18 protein-coding genes are annotated in these 19,840 nt (G+C 58.7%); 9 read left to right on the plus strand and 9 right to left on the minus strand.

Features of this window, described 5'->3' with window-relative positions; genetic code table 11:
* Nucleotides 1–28 precede the first annotated feature (28 nt).
* The 3 genes from ACQQZ8_RS08385 to ACQQZ8_RS08395 all read left to right on the plus strand — a co-directional run bounded on the left by ACQQZ8_RS08385 (nt 29) and on the right by ACQQZ8_RS08395 (nt 4,318).
* Nucleotides 29–2,041 carry a M3 family metallopeptidase gene (locus tag ACQQZ8_RS08385; protein ID WP_431709390.1) on the plus strand — a complete coding sequence of 671 codons (2,013 nt, stop codon included), beginning with the start codon at nt 29–31 and terminating at the stop codon, nt 2,039–2,041.
* A gap of 2 nt (nt 2,042–2,043) precedes the next feature.
* Nucleotides 2,044–2,808 carry a GNAT family N-acetyltransferase gene (locus tag ACQQZ8_RS08390; protein WP_431709391.1) on the plus strand — a complete coding sequence of 255 codons (765 nt, stop codon included), beginning with the start codon at nt 2,044–2,046 and terminating at the stop codon, nt 2,806–2,808.
* A 598-nt stretch (nt 2,809–3,406) separates the two neighbouring features.
* The gene (locus ACQQZ8_RS08395; protein WP_431709392.1) at nt 3,407–4,318 is read left to right on the plus strand and encodes an alpha/beta fold hydrolase; all 912 of its coding nucleotides are present in this window, start codon (nt 3,407–3,409) and stop codon (nt 4,316–4,318) included.
* 30 nt (nt 4,319–4,348) lie between these two features.
* Here ACQQZ8_RS08395 and pdxS read toward each other — a convergent pair whose 3' ends face one another.
* From pdxS to ACQQZ8_RS08415, 4 genes are all read right to left on the minus strand, one after another.
* Nucleotides 4,349–5,251, minus strand: coding sequence for a pyridoxal 5'-phosphate synthase lyase subunit PdxS (pdxS, locus tag ACQQZ8_RS08400; protein WP_431709393.1), 903 nt, complete (start codon nt 5,249–5,251; stop codon nt 4,349–4,351).
* A 325-nt stretch (nt 5,252–5,576) separates the two neighbouring features.
* On the minus strand, nt 5,577–6,134 hold the full coding sequence (locus tag ACQQZ8_RS08405) for an HIT family protein (RefSeq protein ID WP_431709394.1): 558 nt from the start codon (nt 6,132–6,134) through the stop codon (nt 5,577–5,579).
* Nucleotides 6,135–6,161: 27 nt separating this feature from the next.
* Nucleotides 6,162–8,177 carry a threonine--tRNA ligase gene (gene thrS / locus ACQQZ8_RS08410; RefSeq protein ID WP_431709395.1) on the minus strand — a complete coding sequence of 672 codons (2,016 nt, stop codon included), beginning with the start codon at nt 8,175–8,177 and terminating at the stop codon, nt 6,162–6,164.
* A gap of 109 nt (nt 8,178–8,286) precedes the next feature.
* Nucleotides 8,287–8,934 carry a helix-turn-helix domain-containing protein gene (locus ACQQZ8_RS08415; protein WP_431709396.1) on the minus strand — a complete coding sequence of 216 codons (648 nt, stop codon included), beginning with the start codon at nt 8,932–8,934 and terminating at the stop codon, nt 8,287–8,289.
* 79 nt (nt 8,935–9,013) lie between these two features.
* Between ACQQZ8_RS08415 and ACQQZ8_RS08420 the strand changes: the two genes are divergently transcribed.
* Nucleotides 9,014–10,414 carry an MFS transporter gene (locus ACQQZ8_RS08420; RefSeq protein ID WP_431709397.1) on the plus strand — a complete coding sequence of 467 codons (1,401 nt, stop codon included), beginning with the start codon at nt 9,014–9,016 and terminating at the stop codon, nt 10,412–10,414.
* A gap of 111 nt (nt 10,415–10,525) precedes the next feature.
* Entirely contained in the window at nt 10,526–10,966 is a 441-nt protein-coding gene (locus tag ACQQZ8_RS08425; RefSeq protein WP_431709398.1) for a VOC family protein, read from the plus strand.
* Nucleotides 10,967–11,185: 219 nt separating this feature from the next.
* Here the strand turns inward: ACQQZ8_RS08425 and ACQQZ8_RS08430 are convergent, their stop codons facing one another.
* Together ACQQZ8_RS08430 and ACQQZ8_RS08435 are read right to left on the minus strand one after the other, a co-directional pair.
* Entirely contained in the window at nt 11,186–14,629 is a 3,444-nt protein-coding gene (locus ACQQZ8_RS08430; protein ID WP_431709399.1) for a DNA polymerase III subunit alpha, read from the minus strand.
* A gap of 72 nt (nt 14,630–14,701) precedes the next feature.
* Complete coding sequence (locus ACQQZ8_RS08435; RefSeq protein ID WP_431712162.1) at nt 14,702–15,010, minus strand: DUF6504 family protein; 309 nt, start codon at nt 15,008–15,010, stop codon at nt 14,702–14,704.
* Nucleotides 15,011–15,408: 398 nt separating this feature from the next.
* Here ACQQZ8_RS08435 and ACQQZ8_RS08440 point away from each other — a divergent pair, with 398 nt between their 5' ends.
* Both ACQQZ8_RS08440 and ACQQZ8_RS08445 read left to right on the plus strand, forming a co-directional pair.
* Nucleotides 15,409–15,573 carry a hypothetical protein gene (locus tag ACQQZ8_RS08440; RefSeq protein ID WP_431709400.1) on the plus strand — a complete coding sequence of 55 codons (165 nt, stop codon included), beginning with the start codon at nt 15,409–15,411 and terminating at the stop codon, nt 15,571–15,573.
* 53 nt (nt 15,574–15,626) lie between these two features.
* Nucleotides 15,627–16,082, plus strand: a complete 456-nt coding sequence (locus tag ACQQZ8_RS08445) for an NUDIX hydrolase (protein WP_431709401.1) — start codon at nt 15,627–15,629, stop codon at nt 16,080–16,082.
* 297 nt (nt 16,083–16,379) lie between these two features.
* Here the strand turns inward: ACQQZ8_RS08445 and ACQQZ8_RS08450 are convergent, their stop codons facing one another.
* Nucleotides 16,380–16,811: a hypothetical protein gene (locus ACQQZ8_RS08450; protein ID WP_431709402.1), complete on the minus strand. Its 432-nt coding sequence runs from the start codon at nt 16,809–16,811 to the stop codon at nt 16,380–16,382.
* Nucleotides 16,812–17,035: 224 nt separating this feature from the next.
* On the opposite strand from ACQQZ8_RS08450, the gene ACQQZ8_RS08455 reads away from it, so the two are divergent.
* Both ACQQZ8_RS08455 and ACQQZ8_RS08460 read left to right on the plus strand, forming a co-directional pair.
* Complete coding sequence (locus tag ACQQZ8_RS08455) at nt 17,036–17,590, plus strand: GNAT family N-acetyltransferase (protein ID WP_431709403.1); 555 nt, start codon at nt 17,036–17,038, stop codon at nt 17,588–17,590.
* Between the two features lie 92 nt (nt 17,591–17,682).
* On the plus strand, nt 17,683–18,198 hold the full coding sequence (locus ACQQZ8_RS08460; protein WP_431709404.1) for a tetratricopeptide repeat protein: 516 nt from the start codon (nt 17,683–17,685) through the stop codon (nt 18,196–18,198).
* A gap of 96 nt (nt 18,199–18,294) precedes the next feature.
* Here the strand turns inward: ACQQZ8_RS08460 and ACQQZ8_RS08465 are convergent, their stop codons facing one another.
* Nucleotides 18,295–18,669 (minus strand): phosphotransferase, encoded by a 375-nt coding sequence (locus tag ACQQZ8_RS08465; protein ID WP_431709405.1) that lies wholly within the window; start codon nt 18,667–18,669, stop codon nt 18,295–18,297.
* 144 nt (nt 18,670–18,813) lie between these two features.
* Nucleotides 18,814–19,503, minus strand: coding sequence for a YqjF family protein (locus tag ACQQZ8_RS08470; protein WP_431709406.1), 690 nt, complete (start codon nt 19,501–19,503; stop codon nt 18,814–18,816).
* Nucleotides 19,504–19,840 lie beyond the last annotated feature (337 nt).

The raw sequence follows: 19,840 nt of genomic DNA on the forward strand, positions 1-19,840 counted from the left end.
CGCGGCGCAGATATGGGAACCTTTGATTATGGTCAACCCCCTCTTGCAACGCAGCGAACTGCCCTATCAGTGGCCTGACTTCGCCAAACTTGGTGCCGATGAATACCTTCAGGCCGTGCAGACCGGTGTCACGGTTCAGAATGAGGAAATCCGGGTGATTCTGGACAACTCCGAACCGGCCAGTTTCGCCAATAGTTTCCTGCCCTTGGAACGCAGCGGACAGATCCTGCGTCGGGCGCAGAGCACTTACTTCACCGTGTTGTTGGCTCATGGCACCGAGTCGATGCTCGCCGTGCAGGCCGAGATCACCGGGATCGGCACCCGGCAAGAGGACGAAATTTACCTAAACGCCGCCTTGCACACCCGGCTCAAGCAGGTGGAGCTCAGTGCGCTGAGCGGTGAAGATCTGCGTCTGGCCACCGAAACCCTGAAACGTTTTGAGTTGGCCGGGGCCACCTTGGACGAAGCGAGTAAGACGCGGCTACGCGAACTGAACGCGCAGATCGCGCAGCTTTCCAGTGAATTCTCCAAAGCCGCGCTGGAATCGATGAATGCGCATGCGGTGCTCTTTGACACGGTCGAAGAGTTGGCCGGATTGGACGAAAGCGCCATTGATCAGGCTGCCGAAGCAGCTCGCCGGGCGGGCCATGAGCAAGGATTTTTAATCACCTTGGTCTCCCCCACCCAGCAGCCGGTGATGGCAGAGCTGCAGCTGGCCGCATCTCGGCGCAAGGTGTACGAATCTTCCCTCAGCCGCGGGCTAGATGATGATTCCACGTTGACCTTGGCCAGTGAGATGGCACGTTTGCGTGCCGAACGTGCGCAGCTATTGGGTTATGCCACCCACGCCGATGCCGCGCTGGCCCAAGCTACCGCCCCGGATACTGCCGCCGTGGCCCAGCGCCTGACCGAACTCACCCAGGCCGCGACCGCCAATGCCCGCGCTGAGGCTGAAGCTCTGGCCGAGATCGCGGGAGTGCAGCGCATCGACCCATGGGATTGGCAGTACTACTCGCAAGCGGTCTTGCGCGAAAAGTACGCTTTGGACTCCGCCGCCCTGCGTCCCTATTTTGAGTTGGAACGGGTATTGCACGATGGCGTGTTCGCCACCGCCACCCGTCTCTACGGGCTGAGCTTCAGCGAACGCACCGATTTGCCGCTCTACCACCCGGACTTAAGGGTATGGGAGGTTTTTAACTCCGACGGGAGCGCGCTGGGCCTCTTTGCCGGGGACTTCTTCGCACGTGATACCAAAAAGGGCGGGGCCTGGATGATCTCGCTGCGTGATGCGGCAGCGGACTTGGGCGAACAACCGGTGGTCACCAACACCCTGAATATCAGCAAACCGGTGCAGGGTCAGCCGGCCTTGTTGACCTTGGATGAAACCCGTACGCTCTTCCACGAGTTCGGGCACGCACTGCACGGGCTGTTTTCTAACGGCAAATATGCCTCGCTGGCCGGAACTTCGGTGCCGCGTGACTTTGTCGAGTTCCCTTCACAGGTAAACGAGATGTGGCTGATGCATCCCGAGGTGGTGTCCAACTATGCGGTGCATTACCACACAGGCGAAGCGCTGCCGCAGGAAATCATCGACAAGATCCGCGCCGCCCAGCTTTGGGGCGAAGGATTTGCGACCACCGAATACTTGGCCGCAAGCGTGTTGGACTGGGCGTGGCACACGCTGAAACCCGGAACGCGGGTGGAGGATCCGCTGGCCTTTGAACGCCAAGCGCTCCTGGACTTCGGCTTTGACCCGGATCTGATTCCGCCGCGCTACCGTACCGCCTATTTCCAGCACATTTTCGCCAATGGGTACTCTGCCGGGTACTACTCCTACATTTGGTCCGAGGTGCTGGATGCCGATACCGTGCAGTGGTTCGTGGAAAACGGGGGTCTGACCCGAGCCAATGGGGACCGTTTCCGTGCCGAACTACTTAGCCGCGGCAATACCCGCGAACCGTTGGAGTCTTACGAGCTTTTCCGTGGCCGTCCCGCTGAAGTTGAGCCACTCTTGCAGCGCCGAGGTTTGGTGAAGGCTTAATTATGACGACGATAGCTGTGGCGCAGGATGCGCTGACCCACTGGCACCAGGCGTTAGCGGTGGCCACCGGTGGCAAAATTTTCACCACCCACGGGTGTTCCTGGGTGTGGCAACCGGTCCGCAAACGGCTGCTGTTGCTCTTCCCCGATAATCCGGAAGCCGCAGGGCTGCGCCCCGCCTTGGCCGAGGGACGCCGGCTGGGCGCCCGCCGAGTTGAGGCTTGGCTGAATTCCGGAGCCTCCGCCGCACAGCTGTTGGATGCCGGATTCACCGATAATGCGCAGGTCTCCTGGCATGCCGGATTGCTAGCCATTCCGCATGAACAGTGGAAGGGCAAGATCCGGCTAGGTACCAATGTTCCGGAGGCCTCGGGGGCCGATGCGAAAGAACTGGAAGTCACTAACCTGTGGCGAAATCAGGAAACCGGGCTGCGCTCGGGACACCCGGCCTTGCGCCGCATCGAACATGCGGCAGCGCGTACCGAGGACAACGAGATCGTCGGCCGCGGCTTTGTTCAGCAGGGTTTGACCGGTCAACTGATGGTGCACTCGCTGGCGGTCTCCCCCAGCCACCGTCGACAGGGTGTGGGAACCGCGCTATTGCACGGGCTGTCGCGTTCAATGATCAATCCGTTGAACCCGTTGGATGACACCGAGCCGCAGGAACTGCTGGCCGCAGCCACGCCACGCAGTGCCGAGTTCTTCTCCGCCAACGGGTTACGCCTGTTGGGACGCGGACGGCATCTCGTGCTTCGCTCCTGGAATTAGCTTAAATTCGGCCAACCCGCATCGTCAGAGGTGCGGGTTGGGCTGTCTCTGACAGCGTTTTGACGTTCTCCTGGTAGCTGGTCGCGTGAACCAACCACGCATAGTCCTCAGCCGGAGCACAGCGCAGCAAGTGTCGTTGTGCCGCCGGGACTCTTGGGAGCCACCCGATCTGTTGTAGTTGATCGGTTGATTCGAGACCGTCAGTGTCAGGATGGGCAAGTCGCCGAAAGCTCACTGCACAGAGGGTTATTTGATGCACAGCTCTTGCCAGGCTTGCCAGTTGTTTGCACCCCCGACTGTCGCGGGTAGCTACTGCGGGTTCTGGAACATCGCCGGGGTGCCGGGTGGAGCCGGTTTCTCCCAGCCTGAGGAGCCCTCACTGCGGCGGCTCAGGCATTGGCAATCTGTAGCGCGTGCTAGTCAACGATCTCTGGCTTATCTTTGCGTGACCGAACCTCCGGCGGTTCAATACTGAACCCCTTCGCTAGGCCGGGGTAAAAATCGCGGTGAAAATTCATGGATCAAGAAAGCTATTTTCTCCCCGACGACGGGTCTAGAATGTTCCCACTACGAACCTCGTTTCGTTTTAGGGGGCATCATGAAAAGCACGCTTTCGATGCCGCAGGTTGCACAGGTCGAACATCACTGGGTGCAGCTGAGCGACGGAAAAATTCACCTCGCCACAGTGGGTGCTGGTGAGCCGGTGGTTCTCCTCCCAGGCATGGGTATGTCGTGGTGGCAGTGGCGAGAGTTGATGCCGCTGCTAGCTGACGCAGGTTTTCGAGTGCTAGCCCTGGACTTACGTGGTGAAGCTTGGAGCGACCTGCCCAGCGCGGCACTCACCCGCACTCGGCGCAGCGAGGACGTGTTGGATCTGCTTGACCGGTTAGAACTGGATCGCGCACACCTCGTCAGTCACGATTTGGGGTCGATTGCGGCTTATCAGCTCTGCCTAGAACATCCGGACAGGTTCATTTCGCAAGTTTTGTTGGCGGTACCGCCCCCACAGCTGCAGTTCACGATCCGCATGGTGCCCGGGATGGCTCAACTGTGGCATCAAGAACTCTTGGCCATTCCAGCGCTAGGACCCTGGCTCTTACGTCACGGGCCGTTACCGGGCTGGCTGTTAGGACATTTTGCCGCAAGAGAACTGCCTGCCGAAGTGACGCAGCTTTATACCGAGCTACTGCGGGATCCAGCCACGGCCTCGGGAATTAGTTGTCTTTGTCGTCGGATGCTGCTTCCCGAACTACTACGAATTACCCGTGGTGTCTACCGTGAACAACTTTTCATGATGCCCACGCTCTTCTGTTTCGGCACGCAGGATGGTGCTTTTCCCCCGCCGATCGTCAAGCAGGTTTTTGCCCAGACGACTCGCTACGGCCCAGAAGTGAAACTAGAAATGATCGAGGGTGCTGGCCACTATCTGAGCGACGAACAGCCCACGGAAACGAACCAAGTGATCCTGCAATTTCTGGAAGAAAGCTCCTCCGCGCCCACCTCAACCTAGGGTGTAGCATGGGCGCGGATTGCTTGAATCCTACCAGCCGCGTTCGGCCAGCCGGTGTGGCTGGGGCAGCTCATCGACATTGATGCCCACCATGGCTTCACCCAGTCCGCGGGAAATTTTGGCCAGCTCATCGGGGTTATCGAAGAAGGTGGTGGCCTTCACGATGGCCTGAGCGCGCTCGGCAGGGTTGCCGGACTTGAAGATGCCCGAACCGACGAACACCCCATCGGCCCCCAACTGCATCATCATTGCCGCATCCGCCGGGGTGGCAATGCCGCCGGCGGTGAAGAGCACGACGGGCAGTTTACCGGTGGCGGCAACTTCCTTGACCAGCTCGTATGGGGCCTGCAGCTCCTTGGCCGCGACGTACAGTTCGTCTTCTGGTAGGGCACGCAGCTGAGCGATCTGGGTGCGGATCTTGCGCATATGCCCGGTGGCGTTGGATACGTCCCCGGTGCCGGCTTCACCCTTGGAGCGGATCATCGCCGCGCCTTCGTTGATCCGGCGCAGAGCCTCGCCCAAGTTGGTGGCACCGCACACAAAAGGCACGGTGAAAGGCCACTTGTCGATGTGGTTCTCGTAGTCTGCCGGGGAGAGGACCTCGGATTCATCAATGTAGTCCACGCCGAGGGACTGCAAGACCTGGGCCTCCACGAAGTGACCGATGCGGGCCTTGGCCATCACTGGGATCGACACGGCCTCGATGATGCCGTCGATCATATCCGGGTCGCTCATGCGCGAGACACCGCCCTGCGCACGGATATCGGCCGGCACTCGCTCCAAGGCCATGACCGCCACGGCACCCGCATCTTCGGCGATCCGCGCTTGTTCGGGGGTCACCACATCCATGATCACACCTCCCTTGAGCATTTCAGCCATTCCGCGCTTCACGCGATCGGAACCAACCTGGGGAGTGTTTTCTGGGGTCGACATTGGTGTGCGTCCTTTCCTTGAGGGTTCTGCTACGCCAGTAATCGTAGGATGCGGCGTAACAAAAGCCTTAGGTGTTGCGTCACAAACACCAAGTGGGTGAGCTATCACCCGATTGAGCTATATGACGTAACATTCAGAAGCCAAGAAAAACCCTAGTCAACAAGGGATCGCAGAAATTTAGCAGAGTTTTTGGATACGCCCAAACCTTCTTCCGGTTTAAGGCTGGAAAGCGTGCTGCGGCCAAGGGGTTGGCGAAGAAAAAACACGGCCGCATTGCTCCACCCTAGGGAGCAATGCGGCCGTGTGAGGCGCGCTGGCAGGTGGCCTAGGCCTGTGCCCACGCCTCGGAGATCTGTTGGCGCACCTCATCGAGTGAGGCGCTGATCGCTTTGGTCTGGGCGATGATCGGGAAAAAGTTCCCGTCCCCACCCCAGCGTGGCACCACATGCTGGTGCAGGTGGGCGGAGATTCCCGCTCCCCCGGCCAAGCCCTGATTCATCCCGAGGTTGAACCCGGCCGCGTTAGACACCTGACGCAGCACCCGCATCGCTTGTTGCGCCAAGGCGCCCATCTCCGCGGTTTCCTGCGCGGTGATGTCATCGTAATTTGGCACATGCCGGTAAGGGCAGATGAGCAGGTGTCCCGGGTTGTAGGGATAGAGGTTCAGCAACACATAGGCGGTTTCACCGCGGTGTACGATCAGCGACTGTTCGTCATCGCGCTCCGGGGCCACGCAGAACGGGCAGTCATCCTGGTCCTTGAACTGGTGCTGCCCGCCCTTGACGTAGGCCATCCGGTAGGGGGTCCACAACCGTTGGAAAGAATCCGGCACTCCGGCCAGCTCAAAATCGTCGGTGACGTTTTGATCGTTGTCGTCCTCCATGCCTGACCCCCTCGGTGTGGTGGTTACCTAGTTGTTGTTCTCGCGGTTCCTGATCGCGGTGACGATGCGGGATACCGCAACATCGACCGGCACCTGGTTGTCCTGGGACCCGTCGCGGAAACGGAAGGAGACCGCTCCGGCTTCGGCATCCTCGCCACCGGCGATGAGCGTGAACGGGATCTTGTCCTTGGAGGCGTTGCGGATCTTCTTCGGGAAACGATCCGAGGAGTCATCCAACTCCACGCGCACCCCTTCGGCTTTCAGCTTCGCGACAACCTCGCCGAGGTACTCGTTGAAGGCCTCAGCGACCGGGATGGCGCGAACCTGCACCGGGGAGAGCCAGGCCGGGAAGGCGCCGGCGTAGTGCTCGGTGAGCACACCCAGGAAACGCTCGATGGAACCGAACTTCGCCGCGTGAATCATCACCGGTTCCTGACGGGTGCCGTCGGCCGCCTGGTATTCCAGACCGAAACGGGCCGGCTGGTTGAAGTCGTACTGCACGGTACCCATCTGCCAGGTACGGCCGATGGCATCCTTGGCCTGGACCGAGATCTTCGGACCGTAGAAGGCGGCGCCACCGGGATCGGCGACCAGCTCGACGCCGGTTTCGGTGGCCACCCGTTCCAGTACGGCGGTGGCTTCTTCCCACTGTTCGTTGGTGCCGATGAACTTATCCGATTCCGGATCGCGGGTGGACAGCTCCAGGTAGAAGTCGTCCATGCCGAAGTCCTTGAGCAGCGAGAGCATGAAGTTCAGCAGGTGCTCGACTTCGGCCGGGGCTTGCTCCTTGGTGACATAGGAGTGCGAGTCATCCTGGGCGAAACCACGCACGCGGGTCAGACCGTGGACCACACCGGACTTCTCATAGCGGTAGACGTGACCGAATTCGAACAAGCGCAGCGGCAGTTCGCGGTAGCTGCGGCCGCGGCCGCGGAAGATCAGGTTGTGCATCGGGCAGTTCATCGCCTTCAGCCGGTATTCCTGGCCCTGCTTGGTGATGTTGCCCTCCTCATCGCGCTCTTCGTCGATGTGTAGCGGCGGGAACATGGTGTCCGCGTAGTACGGCAGGTGGCCCGAGGTATGGAACAGCCCGTCCTTGGAGATGTGCGGGGTGCCCACGTACTGGAAGCCCTCTTCTACGTGGCGGTCGCGCACGTAGTCTTCCATCTCGCGCTTGATGATGCCGCCCTTGGGGTGGAACACCGGCAGACCCGAGCCCAGCTCATCCGGGAAGGAGAACAAATCCAGCTCGGCGCCCAGCTTGCGGTGGTCGCGGCGCTCGGCTTCGGCCAGGCGCTCCTGGTAGGCCTTCAGGTCTTCCTTGGTTGGCCAGGCGGTGCCGTAGATGCGTTGTAGCTGCTTGTTCTTTTCGCTGCCCAGCCAGTAGGCGGCAGCCGAACGGGTCAGCGCATAAGCGTTCTTGATCAGCTTGGTGTTGGGCAGGTGCGGACCGCGGCACAGATCCTTCCAGACGGTCTCGCCACTCTTGCGGTCAACGTTGTCATAGATGGTGGTTTCGCCGGCGGCCACTTCAACGGTGACGCCTTCGCCGGAGGTGTCGGCCGAGTCGGCCTTGGCCAGCAGCTCACACTTGTACGGCTCGTTGGCCATTTCGGCCTTGGCTTCCTGAGGGGAAACTTCGCGGCGCACGAACAGCTGGTTCTGGTTGATGATCTTCTGCATCATCTTTTCCAGCTGCTTGAGGTCTTCTGGGGTGAACGGCTCCTCGACATCGAAGTCGAAGTAGAAGCCGTCGGTGATGTAGGGACCGATACCGAGCTTTGAGTCCGGGCGCAGCTGCTGCACGGCCTGAGCCATCACGTGTGCGGTCGAGTGGCGCAGCACCTCCAACCCCTCCGGATCGGTAATGGTGACGCGGGTGACGGTGGTTCCAGCTTCCAGTTCGCGGGCCAGGTCGCGTAAGACGCCGTCGACGTGCATCACAATGACGTCTTTATCCGCGGCGTAGTACTGCAAACCGGTTGTCCCCGCGTCCACCTGTACCTGCTCGCCATCGATGGTGAGAGTCAGCTGCTCGCTCATGAGATCGGGTTCTACCTTTCGTAACGAAAATGGCTTCATAGCTTGCGGCATACCTTGGCCACAGCCAGCCACGCTCCAGTCTAGTTCAGCAGCTCACTGGGATGCGCGTTCACCTTGGGTTTTGTGGCGATTGAGTAGTCTCATGTGATTCGTTCAACAACGATTCGGCATTGATGAGTGTCATAACGTGCCAGACTTCGCGGTCCGAGGCGGGCTGAGAGCTTTCCACTGCGCCATTCTTCAAGTCCTCGCGGAACGCCGGGATGACTTTTTCCAGGCGGCGAACCAGTTCATGCATTTCATCCACTGTGAGCATCAGGTCGCTGGTCATCAGCTGGGCCTTGGCCTCACCCGGTTCCTCTCCGGAGTAGTGGCGTCCCCCGTGGAGCATGGCCGCGTGTAGGCGCCGCTGCTCATCATGTGCGATCTGCCCGAGGTAGGCATCCATGACCACACCGGAAGGATCATCTTCCCGCGCCCCAGCCTCACCGGTGGTATAGGCCGGGGCAACCGTCGTCCACACACGATCGCGCTTGTCCCGAGCCAGCTCGGGATCCTCGGTAATCATTTCGGCCTTAGCCAGTTCACGTAAGTGGAAGCTGACCTTGTTCGCCGGAATATCTAGGGCTTGGGCAAGGTCTGCGGCCCGAGCCGATCCCATGGCCGAGAGGGTGTTCAGAATCTGCCTACGCAAGGGGTTGGCAATGGCCTTCAGCATTGGCGTAGTGAACGTGACCAGCGACTCATTAGTGCTCATGCGCCCAGCATAGCAATCGCCCAAATATTATTGCGCAAATTCTATTGCGCAATAATATTTGCGGGTCTAGTCTTGAGCCATGACCACAACCCCAGCCCCCGCTGCTTCCCCCGTGGAAGCAACCCCCTGTGTGCAGCCTGCGCTGCGCCGGCAGCGTGACTACCGTAATTGGTGGTGCGCCGACACCTCGGCGCTGTTGGCCGGTTCGGTGTACGGGTTCGCCATTCCGCTGCTCTTATTGGCGGTGACCGGGTCCGCGGCTCAGGCCGGAGCACTGGCGGCCATCGGCTCGCTGGCGCGCATCGGATTGCTACTCCTTGGTGGCTCGCTGGCCGATCGCGGCAACCGAGCCCGGCTGATCATGCTGGGTGGTCTGATCGCCGCCACATTGACCGCCAGCTTGGCGCTGATCTCTTGGATCGGTAGGCTCAGCGCAACCATCCTGTGCCTAGGCCACGTTTTATTGGAGTTACGTGGCGGCCTATTTTCCAGCTCCACCGATGCAGCGCTGAAGGATGTTGTGCACCCAACGCAGCTGGGTCGGGCAATGGCCGCAAACCAGGGCCGTGATGCGGTGCTCAGTCTCGGCGGGGCACCCTTGGGTGGGTTACTGATGGCCTTGGGCGCGGCTCCGACGCTAGCCTTTATCGCCTGTTTCCAGTTGCTGACGGCTTTCTTTGGCCGCAAGCTGGCCCCGGCTTTGGCCCGTGCGGAGCGTCAGGCAGCAGCCGAACCGGATTATCAGCCCAGCGCGCAAGGGATTGTCTCGGGGATCCGCTGGTGTTTCGCCCGCCCGCAGCTACGAACCATCCTGTGGCTGATGGTGGCCGTCAATCTGGGCACCAATGGGGTGATGACCGCACTGGTTTACGGGCTGCGAGAACGTGGGGAAAGCACGATCAGCATCGGCCTGGTGACCGCCAGCTTAGGGGTTGGGTTACTACTCGGCTCGTTCGCTGCCGGATGGCTGATTGATCGGGTGCGCACCGGCGTGCTGGCGTGCCTGTCATTGAGCACGCTAAGTCTCTGCCTGCTGTTGCTGGCGGCCGGTGAGCAATTGTGGTGGCTCGGGCTGATGTTGGCCGCAGCGTTCCTCAGTGTTCCGGCGCTGAACGCGGCGATCGGTGGATACTTCATGGCTCTGGTGCCACGGGATCTGATGGGTCGAGCCAACTCGGTGATGATGCTGATGGCGATGCTGGCACTGCCGGTGGGCTTGGTCAGTGCCGGTGCCGGCATTCAACTACTGGGGTTAGCGCCCACGGTAACGCTCTTTGCCCTGCTCACGACGTTGGCAGCCTTGGCCGCCTGGGGCAGTTCGCATATCCGTTCGATCCCGCACCCGGCTGACTGGAGTGCAGCAGCCGCAACACCAAGTCCCACGGCGAGCGCGAGCGCAGCGAAGCGGAAGCTGCGTTGGGATCGTGCGCAAAGTGCTCGGCAAGGACTCGAGCCACATTCTCAGTCGATTTATCTCTAGCGTGCCCGCCGTTCATTTGGTGCCTTCCCCTTGCGGTGACTGCAGGGGGAAGGCACCAAATTGCGTCTAGTGGCTCTTTCGCCACGGCGTGGGTCTCCCTACGCTGGGTGTATGAGCAAAGTTGCCCCGCCGACCATCAGTGCGATTACCCTGGGCGTGCGTGATGTGGCGGTATCTGTGAAGTTCTATACCGAGGGTTTGGGTTTTGAGTTGGTTCAGCCGGCTCATCTGCAGATTGTTTTTGTGCGTGCTGGTCATGGGCTGATGTTGGCGTTGTGGGATGTGGAGCAGATGCCCAGTGAGTATGGGCAGGTGGGTCATTCACCGCTCGGTCCGCCGATTGCTTTGGGCCACAATGTGCGCGATGCTGCTCAGGTGGAGGTGCATTATCGGCGGGCGTTGGAGGCTGGAGCGTCGTCCGTCTCTGCCCCGACCAAACAGTCTTGGGGCGGGACTAGCGCCTGCGTGGCGGATCCGGATGGGTTCCGCTGGGATTTCGTGCATAATCCGACGTTCGTGATCGAAGCCGATGGGCGGGTGAGCTCGGTCTGAGCCGAGGAGCATCTTGTCGCTTTTTAGCTACCAGAAATCGCTGCCCGGGGATCGTTTAGTCTTGACTGGGTCGAGCAAGAACCTATAGGTGTCTAAGAAATTTGGTAACCCGGTCAGAGTTTTGGGTCTCAGCTAGCAGTCACCGGGTGGCGCTGAAGTATCGGTGTTCACGTTCTATCAGTAAGTGTCGGTATGCAACGCCTATTGCTCACCCTGAATTTATGCCCCACGCTGATCCAGGCCTTCGGCATCCATGCGTTTGGCCAGTTGCCCTAGGGTTTCGGTGATTGGTTCGGCCTTTCGCATTCCGCGGGCGTGTGGCCGTTGCGGATCGTCGAGATAGGTACTGGCTGGCCAGGTCTCGGGCTGGTGGAGATCCCAGACGTTCAGTGCTTGCAGGGAGATGCCGCGGGGGCCGGTGCGTCGGGTGGCGCCATGGATGAGCAGCATCCGGGTGTTGAAGAGTAAGGGCCCGGTGCGTTGTTGGACATCGTCGAAGAAGGTGGCATCGATGCAGCCGGTTCCGTCGTCCACCGAAATGAACACCACGCGTTTGCCGCCGCGCATCGGTGGGGTTTGGGTGGCCACGCGTACCCCGGCGACCAGCACCTCACTGCCGTTGCGCAGGTTCAGTAGTTCTACCGCACGGGTCATGGGTAGGTGTTTGAGTACCTGGTTATAGGACTCGATCAGATGCTCACTGACATCTAGGTGCATCAGGTCCAGTTCGGTACGGACTTTTTCGCTGGGGCTGAGTTCGGTTCCGCTGGCTTTGATGGTTTCAAGGTTGCCTAGGGGTAGGGCCAGTTGTCCCTCCCCGGGGCGGTAGCGTGCCGGCAGGCTGCTATGCCCCATGGAACGGGTGTGGGCGATGGTGTCGGCGCGACTGGTTCCGGTGAGTAGCGAATCGAACACGCCTAGGGCGGCGAGGTTTTGGTAGGTGCGTCGGGATAGTCCCGCGCGGTGGCGCACATCGGCCAGTGAATCATAGGGTTGCCCGGCAACTAGGCGTTGTACCTCGCGTTCGCTCATTTGGTGGATCTCGCGGAAGGCTAGGCGGATTCCGTATTGTCCGGGACGTACCGTGCCCTGGGCGCGTGGCACTTGGGGGGCCTGCCGCGCGGTGGAGTCGAAAACACGTTCGACTCGGTAATGTCCGGTGGAGCGGTTCACATCCAATGGCAAGATTGGGATGTTCATCCGTCTGGCTTCGGAAACCAGTAGTCGTTTGGGGTACATACCCGGATCGTGTTCCCAGATACCGGCCAAGAAGGCCTCCGGATGGTGTGCTTTGAGCCAGGCCGAATGGTAGGTGGGTACCGCAAAGGCGGCCCCGTGGGCCTTGCAGAACCCGAAGGAGCCGAATCCGGCCAGCACCTGCCAAACCCGGTCAATCACGTCTTGGCTGTAGCCGCGTTTAGTGGCTTCGGTGCGGAAGATCTTCTCCACTTCCGGCTCACGCTGCGGGTTTCCCAGTAGCCGGCGATAGACGTCGGCCATCCCCAAGTCACAGCCGGTCATCACGTGAAGGATGCGCAGTACCTGTTCATGAAAAACCGTCACCCCGTGGGTTTCGGCGAGCGCAGGGATCAGGTCCGGGTGCAGGTATTGGGCCGGGGCGAAGCCGTGGCGGTGCTCCAAATAGGGTTTGACCATGTTTGATTGCATGGGCCCGGGGCGGAAGAGGGAGATGTCGATGATCAGGTCGTTGAACTCTCGAGGGGCAAGTTTGCCGATCAGTTCGCGCTGGCCCGGGGATTCGATTTGGAAACAGCCCAAGGTGTGGGTGGAGCGGATCAGTTCGAAGGTGATCTCATCATCCAGTGGCACCTTGCTGAAGTCGATGTGCCCGTCGGCGTCGATATAACTGTCATCGCGGTGTCCCCCGGCGCGGGCGACCCCCTGCTTGGTGGTGTGGATCCGTTTGATTTCCTCCAGGGTGTAAGCGATGGCGGATTGCATGCGCACCCCGAGCACATCGAGTTTGATTAACCCCATCAGATCCATATCGTGCTTATCGAATTGGCTCATCTGTAACCCGATGCCCGAGGGTTGCACCGGGGTGCGGTCCAGCAGGCTGGCATCGGAGAGGATCACCCCGCAGGGGTGCATGGAAATATGCCGCGGTAGCCGGTCCAGCCGTTCGGTGATATCCACCAGCTGATCGAGTCGACTATTACCGTTGATCCGTTGCGCCAACAGCGCGAGTTCGGGTTTGTCATCCAGCGCCTCACGGAAGGAGGAGGCGGAAAATCGCCAGAGCTGTTTGGCGATCTCATCAATTTCCTCCTGCTCAACCCCCAGGGCGGCTCCGGCATCGCGTACCGCGCCCCGGGCCCGGTAGGCGTTTTGCATGCTCATCAAACTGACCCGTTCGGCCCCGAAGGTGTTAAAAATCTTGTGGTAGATCTCGTGGCGGCGCGCAGATTCCACGTCGATATCAATATCGGGCAGGGTGGTGCGGGTGGCGGAGAGGAAGCGTTCAAACACCAGGTCGTGTTCCAACGGGTTCACGTGGCTGATCCCCAAGAGGAAGTTCACCAGCGAGGAGGCTCCGGAGCCGCGGGCCGAGACGCGCACCCCCATCTGGGTAATAAGCTTCACGGTTTCGGCCACGGTCAAAAAGTAGCCGGCGAAGTCCAGCTGGCCAATGATTCCTAGTTCCAGATCAAGACGGCGCTGAACCTGTGTGGCATCGGCATCGGGCAGCAGTCGCGACACGGCGGCTTGCACCCGCTGCGTCAACTGATGCTGGGCATCGCCACGGATACCGATAACACGGTGTTCGGGGATTACCGGCTGCTTCCAACCCAGATCGGTGTGGGGATCGAGCATCGCCCAGCGGGCGAGGTCTTCGGTGGAACGTAGCAGCCGCAGCCCCCAGCTACGTTCGGTGACACGGCCGATATCCGCGGCCAGCCGGTGCATTTGCTGTGGGGATTTGAGCCAGCCCTGGCCGGTGGGTTGCAGTTCGGTGAGCGCATCCAAACTATTCAACACCCGTGCCGAGTCCAAAATATCGGCGGTGACCGCACCATCGGGCCCGGCATAACGGACGGCGTTGCTCAGGATTGCTTCAATGCCCATCTCGTGGGCAAGCCGCAGGAATTTGCTGGCGTGCCCTAAGCAGTAGCGTGCCCCTTCGGCCGAGAGATGGGTGGTGATTTCTGCGCGGAGCATCCCGCCGGCCAGGTTGCGCCAGAACTGCAGCTGTTGCCGGGCGCGCTGGTATTTACGTTGCTCAATAGAGCGTCCCACCTCGGACTCGGCACCCAAGAGCACCATCAGTTGCCCACCGGCTAGGTGTTCGCGCAGTTGCTGATAACTCAACCCAACCGTTTTCGTCTTACGGTGCGCGGCACTGACCACTCGGCAGAGCGCCGCATACCCAGCACCCCGCACCTGCCCGCGAGCAAGCAGAATAATCCGCCCGGTACTTTTTCCTTCCCGATCCAATACCGCGAGGTTCACTCCCAAAATCGGGGCCAAAGCTTCCTTCAGGCAAGCAGCTACATGCTTGACCGCACCATAAAGCCCATCGCGGTCACTGAGCCCCAAGGCCACCGCGCCCTCAGCTTTGGCCTGCGCAGCGAGCAGCTCAGGGGTGTCCACCCCATAGTGCGCACTATATGCCGAGCTGACATTAAGGTGGGTGAAACTCATGAGCGCCTAATCCTTCGAAACTTTTCAGAACAATATTAGAACAAAATTTCGAACATTAAGCATGTGCACTACTCAGGCGCTCGCCGGAAGCTCCTGATGCACTTTAATCAAGCGCCAACGTGTGGTTTGCGGATCAAAACTTACATCCACACTCACCCCATCGCCAGTGGCTGAACCCAGGCCAAGCTGCAGTCGCCAGACCTCGTAATCCGCCAATCCGCCGCCACTTCCGCGCGGGACGCGCAGGCCTTCTTCCCACCATTTGCGCCGCTCGAACCAGCGATAAGGCTGGGCAATGAGGCGATATTCCCGTCCGCGCCACCGCACACGCAATGGCAGCCCGGCGGGAGTGCAGGTAACCTCAATCCCCTCGGTAAACATGCCCACGCTCGACTCCTAACTGCCGCACCGTCAATTCTATTCGAACATGTATTCGAATCACTAGTGACAGTAGTCAGCCCGGCGGACAGTTTAGGTGGAATACCGAACGCTCGGGACTAGAGCGATGCCATCCATCGCTCAAAGAGGCTCTTCGAGTTTGCGTGGTGGCCCGAAAAGACATAAGGCCTTGAGCCTCGCACCTGCAGGGACGAACCCGCTGCGGCCAGTCGGTCAGATTCTAGGAAATGCAGATTACATATGCCAGATCGTTCAAAGCTCCACCCCGAAGGATGAGCTGTTGACCTGACGGGTGAATATGATACGCACCCATATACAGCCGCGATTCATGTACAGCATTATTCCCACCTTGCTGCTGGTGATACTGAACTGCCTGAAAAGTGGGGCGACGGAATAACCATGACGATATCGAGAAGCCCACGCGCATGGAGCTATATTGGATTGCCACAGGACAGGCCCATGTACTTGCCGGTGGGCAGGCAGCGTTCTTTGGGCGTATCGGTGGAGGAAACTGTGAGATCGAAATCGGTCATTTTGGTATCTAGCTGGGCAGAGCAAAAAGGAATATTTTCTAATGTCGTGAAGTAGCTTAGGTAATATGTCCCGCTCGTCTCGAATTGCCGTCCGCATTCTCTTACTGTCCGAGTCATCCCGAGTGCTGATGTTCGAAGGACGCGATCTATCTGACTCTTCAGATACCAAACGCTTTTGGTTCACTGCTGGCGGTGGGGTTGAGCCAGGAGAATCGCTGCTGGAAGCCGCTAAGCGTGAACTTTGCGAGGAAACAGGTTTAGTAGACGTTAAATTGGTCGGGCCATTCCATAGACGCGATGCCAACTTCTTAAATCACGGAGAGCCGCTGTCTCAGGTCGAGCATTACTTCGCTGCCCGCACCGACAGGCTGTCGCTAACCCGCAATGGATGGACGGACCTAGAACGAGCGGCCATGACGCAATACCGCTGGTGGTCAACGGAAGAGCTAGAGACGGAGGCTGTGACATTTTTTCCCAGCAACCTCGTTGAACTAGTCAGTTCAGCCACCAATCTGGTCTGATCCGTGAAACCCTGCGGCTGAGCCAACAACGAACGTTTGCGACATGCTGTTCCATGGTTCTATGCATAGACTCCTCAAACCGCACTCGCTCGAGCAAATCGATAACCCTCTCGCCCGCTAATAAGGATGGTGGAGATGGCGTCCGTATAAGGTTCCTTCACCGGGCATTTTCTCGGGCAGGGTATACGGGAATCAGGAATTATTACTACCCCATAGTTTTTAAGTCACTGATAGCCAGCTGAAAAGCGTCCCATATCAGGGCCGGCTTGCGGAACATCTGAAGGGAAGAAGTCACTCCTAACGGACGGGACGCTGCAGAATGCGTTCGACGATTTGCTCAGGAGTTTCGTCAGCAACAATCCGCATCCCCGATACAAACGAAAGAGGTTGCCATCCGTGGTACCAATCTCGCATATCTTTGTCGCTGAACTCAGTAAATTGTGGCCTCGTCGAATGTCGTTTGACAGTCTCTTCGAAAGCGAGGTCAAATGAATAAAATCTGGCATCGGAAGTATGCCCTGCAACTCTTGCCAGCATGCCCCCATATCGGGAGGCGTTAAAGATCCCTTCCAGGATTACATTGTGCCCACGATTTAGACAATGTATGGCAGCAATTTCGAGTAGGTCTGCGTGAGCTAGGCTTTCCTGCTCGCGCTCATGGTAAATAACTCTGCGAAAGTGGTCCTGCTGAAGCACCGCGGTAAGTTTCCCGAGTTTGCTTTGAAGCATGCGCGCGATCGTGCTTTTGCCTGAGCCTGAATTTCCACGAATCACTACCAACACTCACATCACCCGTATTTCTTAAGATCCAAATATGAAACCGCTACGCATCGATGTACGCAGACGGCCTCATTCTAGCTACGAAGTAAACGGCGGCGTCCCGCAGAGGGTGCGGCTTACGGGCGGGCAGTCGATTCCGGTCCGGTGGTTACGTGAGCACCTAGGATTGGATCATGCATGAAGTCATACACGTGCGTCGGCATGACGAGCTTACAGCGACTGAATTAGACGCACTCGCGCACCTTTTTGACAGTGAATACCAGAATGAATATGGGGCTTGGAACCCGGACGAGCCGTACGGATATTCGCCTGCTGACACTCATGTAATGGCGTTTCACAGCCGAGAGCTGATTGCACATGCAGGTTTCCAGCGTCGCCTAATTTCAGTCGGGGACCGTGAGATCCTAGTCGCTGGAACAGGCGGTGTACTGGTCGATAAACGTTCTCGTGGCACAGGCATCGGCGGGCGAACTTTACGCAGTGCTCAAGAAGTGATGCGCGACGAAGCCGGTGTCGATTTCGGTTTCTTAGGATGCAGGGAAGAAGTTGTTCCGTTTTACAAGTCGGCGGGGTGGGTGCAAATTTACGCCACGGAACGATGCTTATCACGTCTCGACCAAATTTCGGTCGTTGTGTCGGAAGGCGGTCCAAACCTAGTTTGTTCGGCCAAGCGCGTTGCGAGTCAGTGGCCGCAAGGCGATATCGATCTGAGGGGCACGCCGTGGTGATCGAGCCGTCCCAGCCAGGGTTCGGCTTGCGGGTATGATTATTCACCCTTGGATTGATTGCCGTTTGACTTGCCGCATGTCAAGATATGGCAATGAATGACGCTTACTGGGACCAGAAGATCGACAACTTTTATAAGTACTCTTTCGACGAATCAGATCCTCCGGCTACCATCGCCATGATGCAAACACTCGCTTCAGAACGACCAGTTGGTGATGCTTCGGCTCTCTTTGAACTCGGTGGTGTCCACGACTCGTTGGGGATGGAAGATGAAGCAATTCACTACTACCGGGCTGCGCTTGAGGCCGGGCTAGAGGGGGAACGCGCGACTCGAGTGTTCATCCAGTTGGCAAGCACACTGAGAAACGTCGGTGCGTCGGCCGAAGCCGTTTCTATACTGGAGTCTGCTCCCTCGTCGAACGTCGACGAAAGCGCGCGTCAAGCATTTCTCGCACTGGCGCTTTACGATGAAGGTCGTTATGGAGATGCTCTGCGGATCGCATTGCTCGCCCTCATCCCCACACTCGATGGATATAAAAGAGCTCTGAGAGAGTATGCGGAGGAACTCCCGAGCAAACAGACAATACGGAAGAGCATCAATCTTGCCTAGGGGTTCCCGTTCTTTGAATTGTCAATGTTCCAGTAGCGCGTTCCCTAAACGGGGTTTTGATCGCAATGCAGAAGAGGTCCGCTAACCTGCACTGATTTAACTCCAACAGACGCTGGACCAGAAAATATTCTCGCGGATCCACAAGGATGCTTTCCCAGTTGCAGCTGAGATCTCAGACTCTGGCCTTTGGGCGGCGATAAGGAAACCCACCTGTTGATGCCTATAAGTGTTCCGACGTATCAACGCCCATCGAACCTGATCAGCCGAAGCACTCCGTGAGAGCTTTTCCCACCCATGCCACACGCCCAAACTAGTTAAGTCAGTTGAGCTGCCGCTCTCCGAAGCTAAATCCCAGTCCAAAATTCCGGATACACGTCCACCATCCCAAAACACGTTATGCCCGCCCCAATCCCCATGCGAGAAAACAAGACTTTCCACACTCAGGCTTGCCAGCGCTTCGACCGATGCCATCGCCAAAATTTTTATCTGAGGATCGAATCGAGGAAGTACCTCCTCGACTTGAATTCGGTACCAATCAGTACCTCCGCAAAATGAAAGAGGATCTGACAACAGACCACGCAACGGGGTCGGGTCTATGGAAGATGATGTTCTAATTCAGAGACGGGTAGGCGCAGCAAAGACCGTATCGACAGCACGCGCGTAAAGCACCGAATCAGGTTCGCGCTGAGCTAGACCTTCAAACCCCGCTAGGGTCAGCAACCGGTCATCCAACGACACGAGTCGCGCGGTCTGCAAGGGCCAGGGCTCGTGGGAGTTGCGGCAATACAATGTCCGCCCCATGTGCCGCTGGTGAAATGCCCATCGCGCGTTGAGAGCAACGGCAATTTGTTGCTCGTCTTCCGACAGCGCTTCGACTCCATCGCTTTGCGGTTCCACGACGAGTTGTGAACGAGCTTCACGGTTCCCATGACGACGTGTCGAGTAGCTCAACTGACCGGCCTGCCGTTCAATGGTCATCGAGGCCCACTGGTATTTCAAACCGAATGCTGCTCTGGCGCAGAGTACCGGCAGCAGATGCGATGCTTCCAAGCTAAGGAATACGACACCGCGGCGGCCCTGTCGATCAACGGAGTAGAGCCGGACATTGACTTCTGGGAAGTCCCCGAGCCATGGAATCCGGGGACCGCCGAAGAACGCACTGCGCGACATCTGGAAGGCAATCTGCCCAACCCATGCACTTCCGTCGACAATGTCGGGAACACAGCCAGCAGGCATATACCGCGCGACTTGGTCAGGTAAAACACGCCAATGCAGAAATGAAGCATCGCTCCACCGTTGGCTCATGATGGATTTCGCCCCCCAGTGGCGGTGGAGCAGGCGAAAATTCTTCCATTTTATTCCTCAGCCATGCGGATTCACTCACTCTACAATAAGACGAACACTCCAGAGACCTCGGTTGATCCGTGCCAACCCTGCCAGATCAAGCGATCTTCCTTGGCACTCGCACTGTCTGCAAATTCCCGGCCCTAACCCATGGGTTACAAGACATCCCACCCTGCCCCACGACAGGATCGAAAACTTTGGAAATTCAGCAACCATGCCTCCTAAGCGGCTTCAAGACAAGCAACAACGGCGTCGATTATGAGCACTGGAGCTTCCAGCTCCACACTGATCATAACCA

This window comes from Glutamicibacter uratoxydans, assembly GCF_050753455.1.
Classification (GTDB): Bacteria; Actinomycetota; Actinomycetes; order Actinomycetales; family Micrococcaceae; genus Glutamicibacter; species Glutamicibacter uratoxydans_A.

What these genes read in the sequence shown, in the direction of transcription:
- ACQQZ8_RS08420 (WP_431709397.1), top strand. Translation starts at nt 9,014, where the DNA reads ATGACCACAACCCCAGCCCCCGCTGCTTCCCCCGTGGAAGCAACCCCC.
- ACQQZ8_RS08405 (WP_431709394.1), bottom strand. Translation starts at nt 6,134, where the DNA reads ATGGAGGACGACAACGATCAAAACGTCACCGACGATTTTGAGCTGGCC.
- ACQQZ8_RS08435 (WP_431712162.1), bottom strand. Translation starts at nt 15,010, where the DNA reads ATGTTTACCGAGGGGATTGAGGTTACCTGCACTCCCGCCGGGCTGCCA.
- ACQQZ8_RS08455 (WP_431709403.1), top strand. Translation starts at nt 17,036, where the DNA reads ATGCATGAAGTCATACACGTGCGTCGGCATGACGAGCTTACAGCGACT.
- ACQQZ8_RS08395 (WP_431709392.1), top strand. Translation starts at nt 3,407, where the DNA reads ATGAAAAGCACGCTTTCGATGCCGCAGGTTGCACAGGTCGAACATCAC.
- ACQQZ8_RS08430 (WP_431709399.1), bottom strand. Translation starts at nt 14,629, where the DNA reads ATGAGTTTCACCCACCTTAATGTCAGCTCGGCATATAGTGCGCACTAT.
- ACQQZ8_RS08445 (WP_431709401.1), top strand. Translation starts at nt 15,627, where the DNA reads ATGTCCCGCTCGTCTCGAATTGCCGTCCGCATTCTCTTACTGTCCGAG.
- ACQQZ8_RS08450 (WP_431709402.1), bottom strand. Translation starts at nt 16,811, where the DNA reads ATGCTTCAAAGCAAACTCGGGAAACTTACCGCGGTGCTTCAGCAGGAC.
- ACQQZ8_RS08470 (WP_431709406.1), bottom strand. Translation starts at nt 19,503, where the DNA reads ATGAGCCAACGGTGGAGCGATGCTTCATTTCTGCATTGGCGTGTTTTA.
- ACQQZ8_RS08460 (WP_431709404.1), top strand. Translation starts at nt 17,683, where the DNA reads ATGAATGACGCTTACTGGGACCAGAAGATCGACAACTTTTATAAGTAC.
- ACQQZ8_RS08390 (WP_431709391.1), top strand. Translation starts at nt 2,044, where the DNA reads ATGACGACGATAGCTGTGGCGCAGGATGCGCTGACCCACTGGCACCAG.
- pdxS (WP_431709393.1), bottom strand. Translation starts at nt 5,251, where the DNA reads ATGTCGACCCCAGAAAACACTCCCCAGGTTGGTTCCGATCGCGTGAAG.
- ACQQZ8_RS08425 (WP_431709398.1), top strand. Translation starts at nt 10,526, where the DNA reads ATGAGCAAAGTTGCCCCGCCGACCATCAGTGCGATTACCCTGGGCGTG.
- ACQQZ8_RS08465 (WP_431709405.1), bottom strand. Translation starts at nt 18,669, where the DNA reads ATGGCATCGGTCGAAGCGCTGGCAAGCCTGAGTGTGGAAAGTCTTGTT.
- thrS (WP_431709395.1), bottom strand. Translation starts at nt 8,177, where the DNA reads ATGAGCGAGCAGCTGACTCTCACCATCGATGGCGAGCAGGTACAGGTG.
- ACQQZ8_RS08415 (WP_431709396.1), bottom strand. Translation starts at nt 8,934, where the DNA reads ATGAGCACTAATGAGTCGCTGGTCACGTTCACTACGCCAATGCTGAAG.
- ACQQZ8_RS08385 (WP_431709390.1), top strand. Translation starts at nt 29, where the DNA reads ATGGTCAACCCCCTCTTGCAACGCAGCGAACTGCCCTATCAGTGGCCT.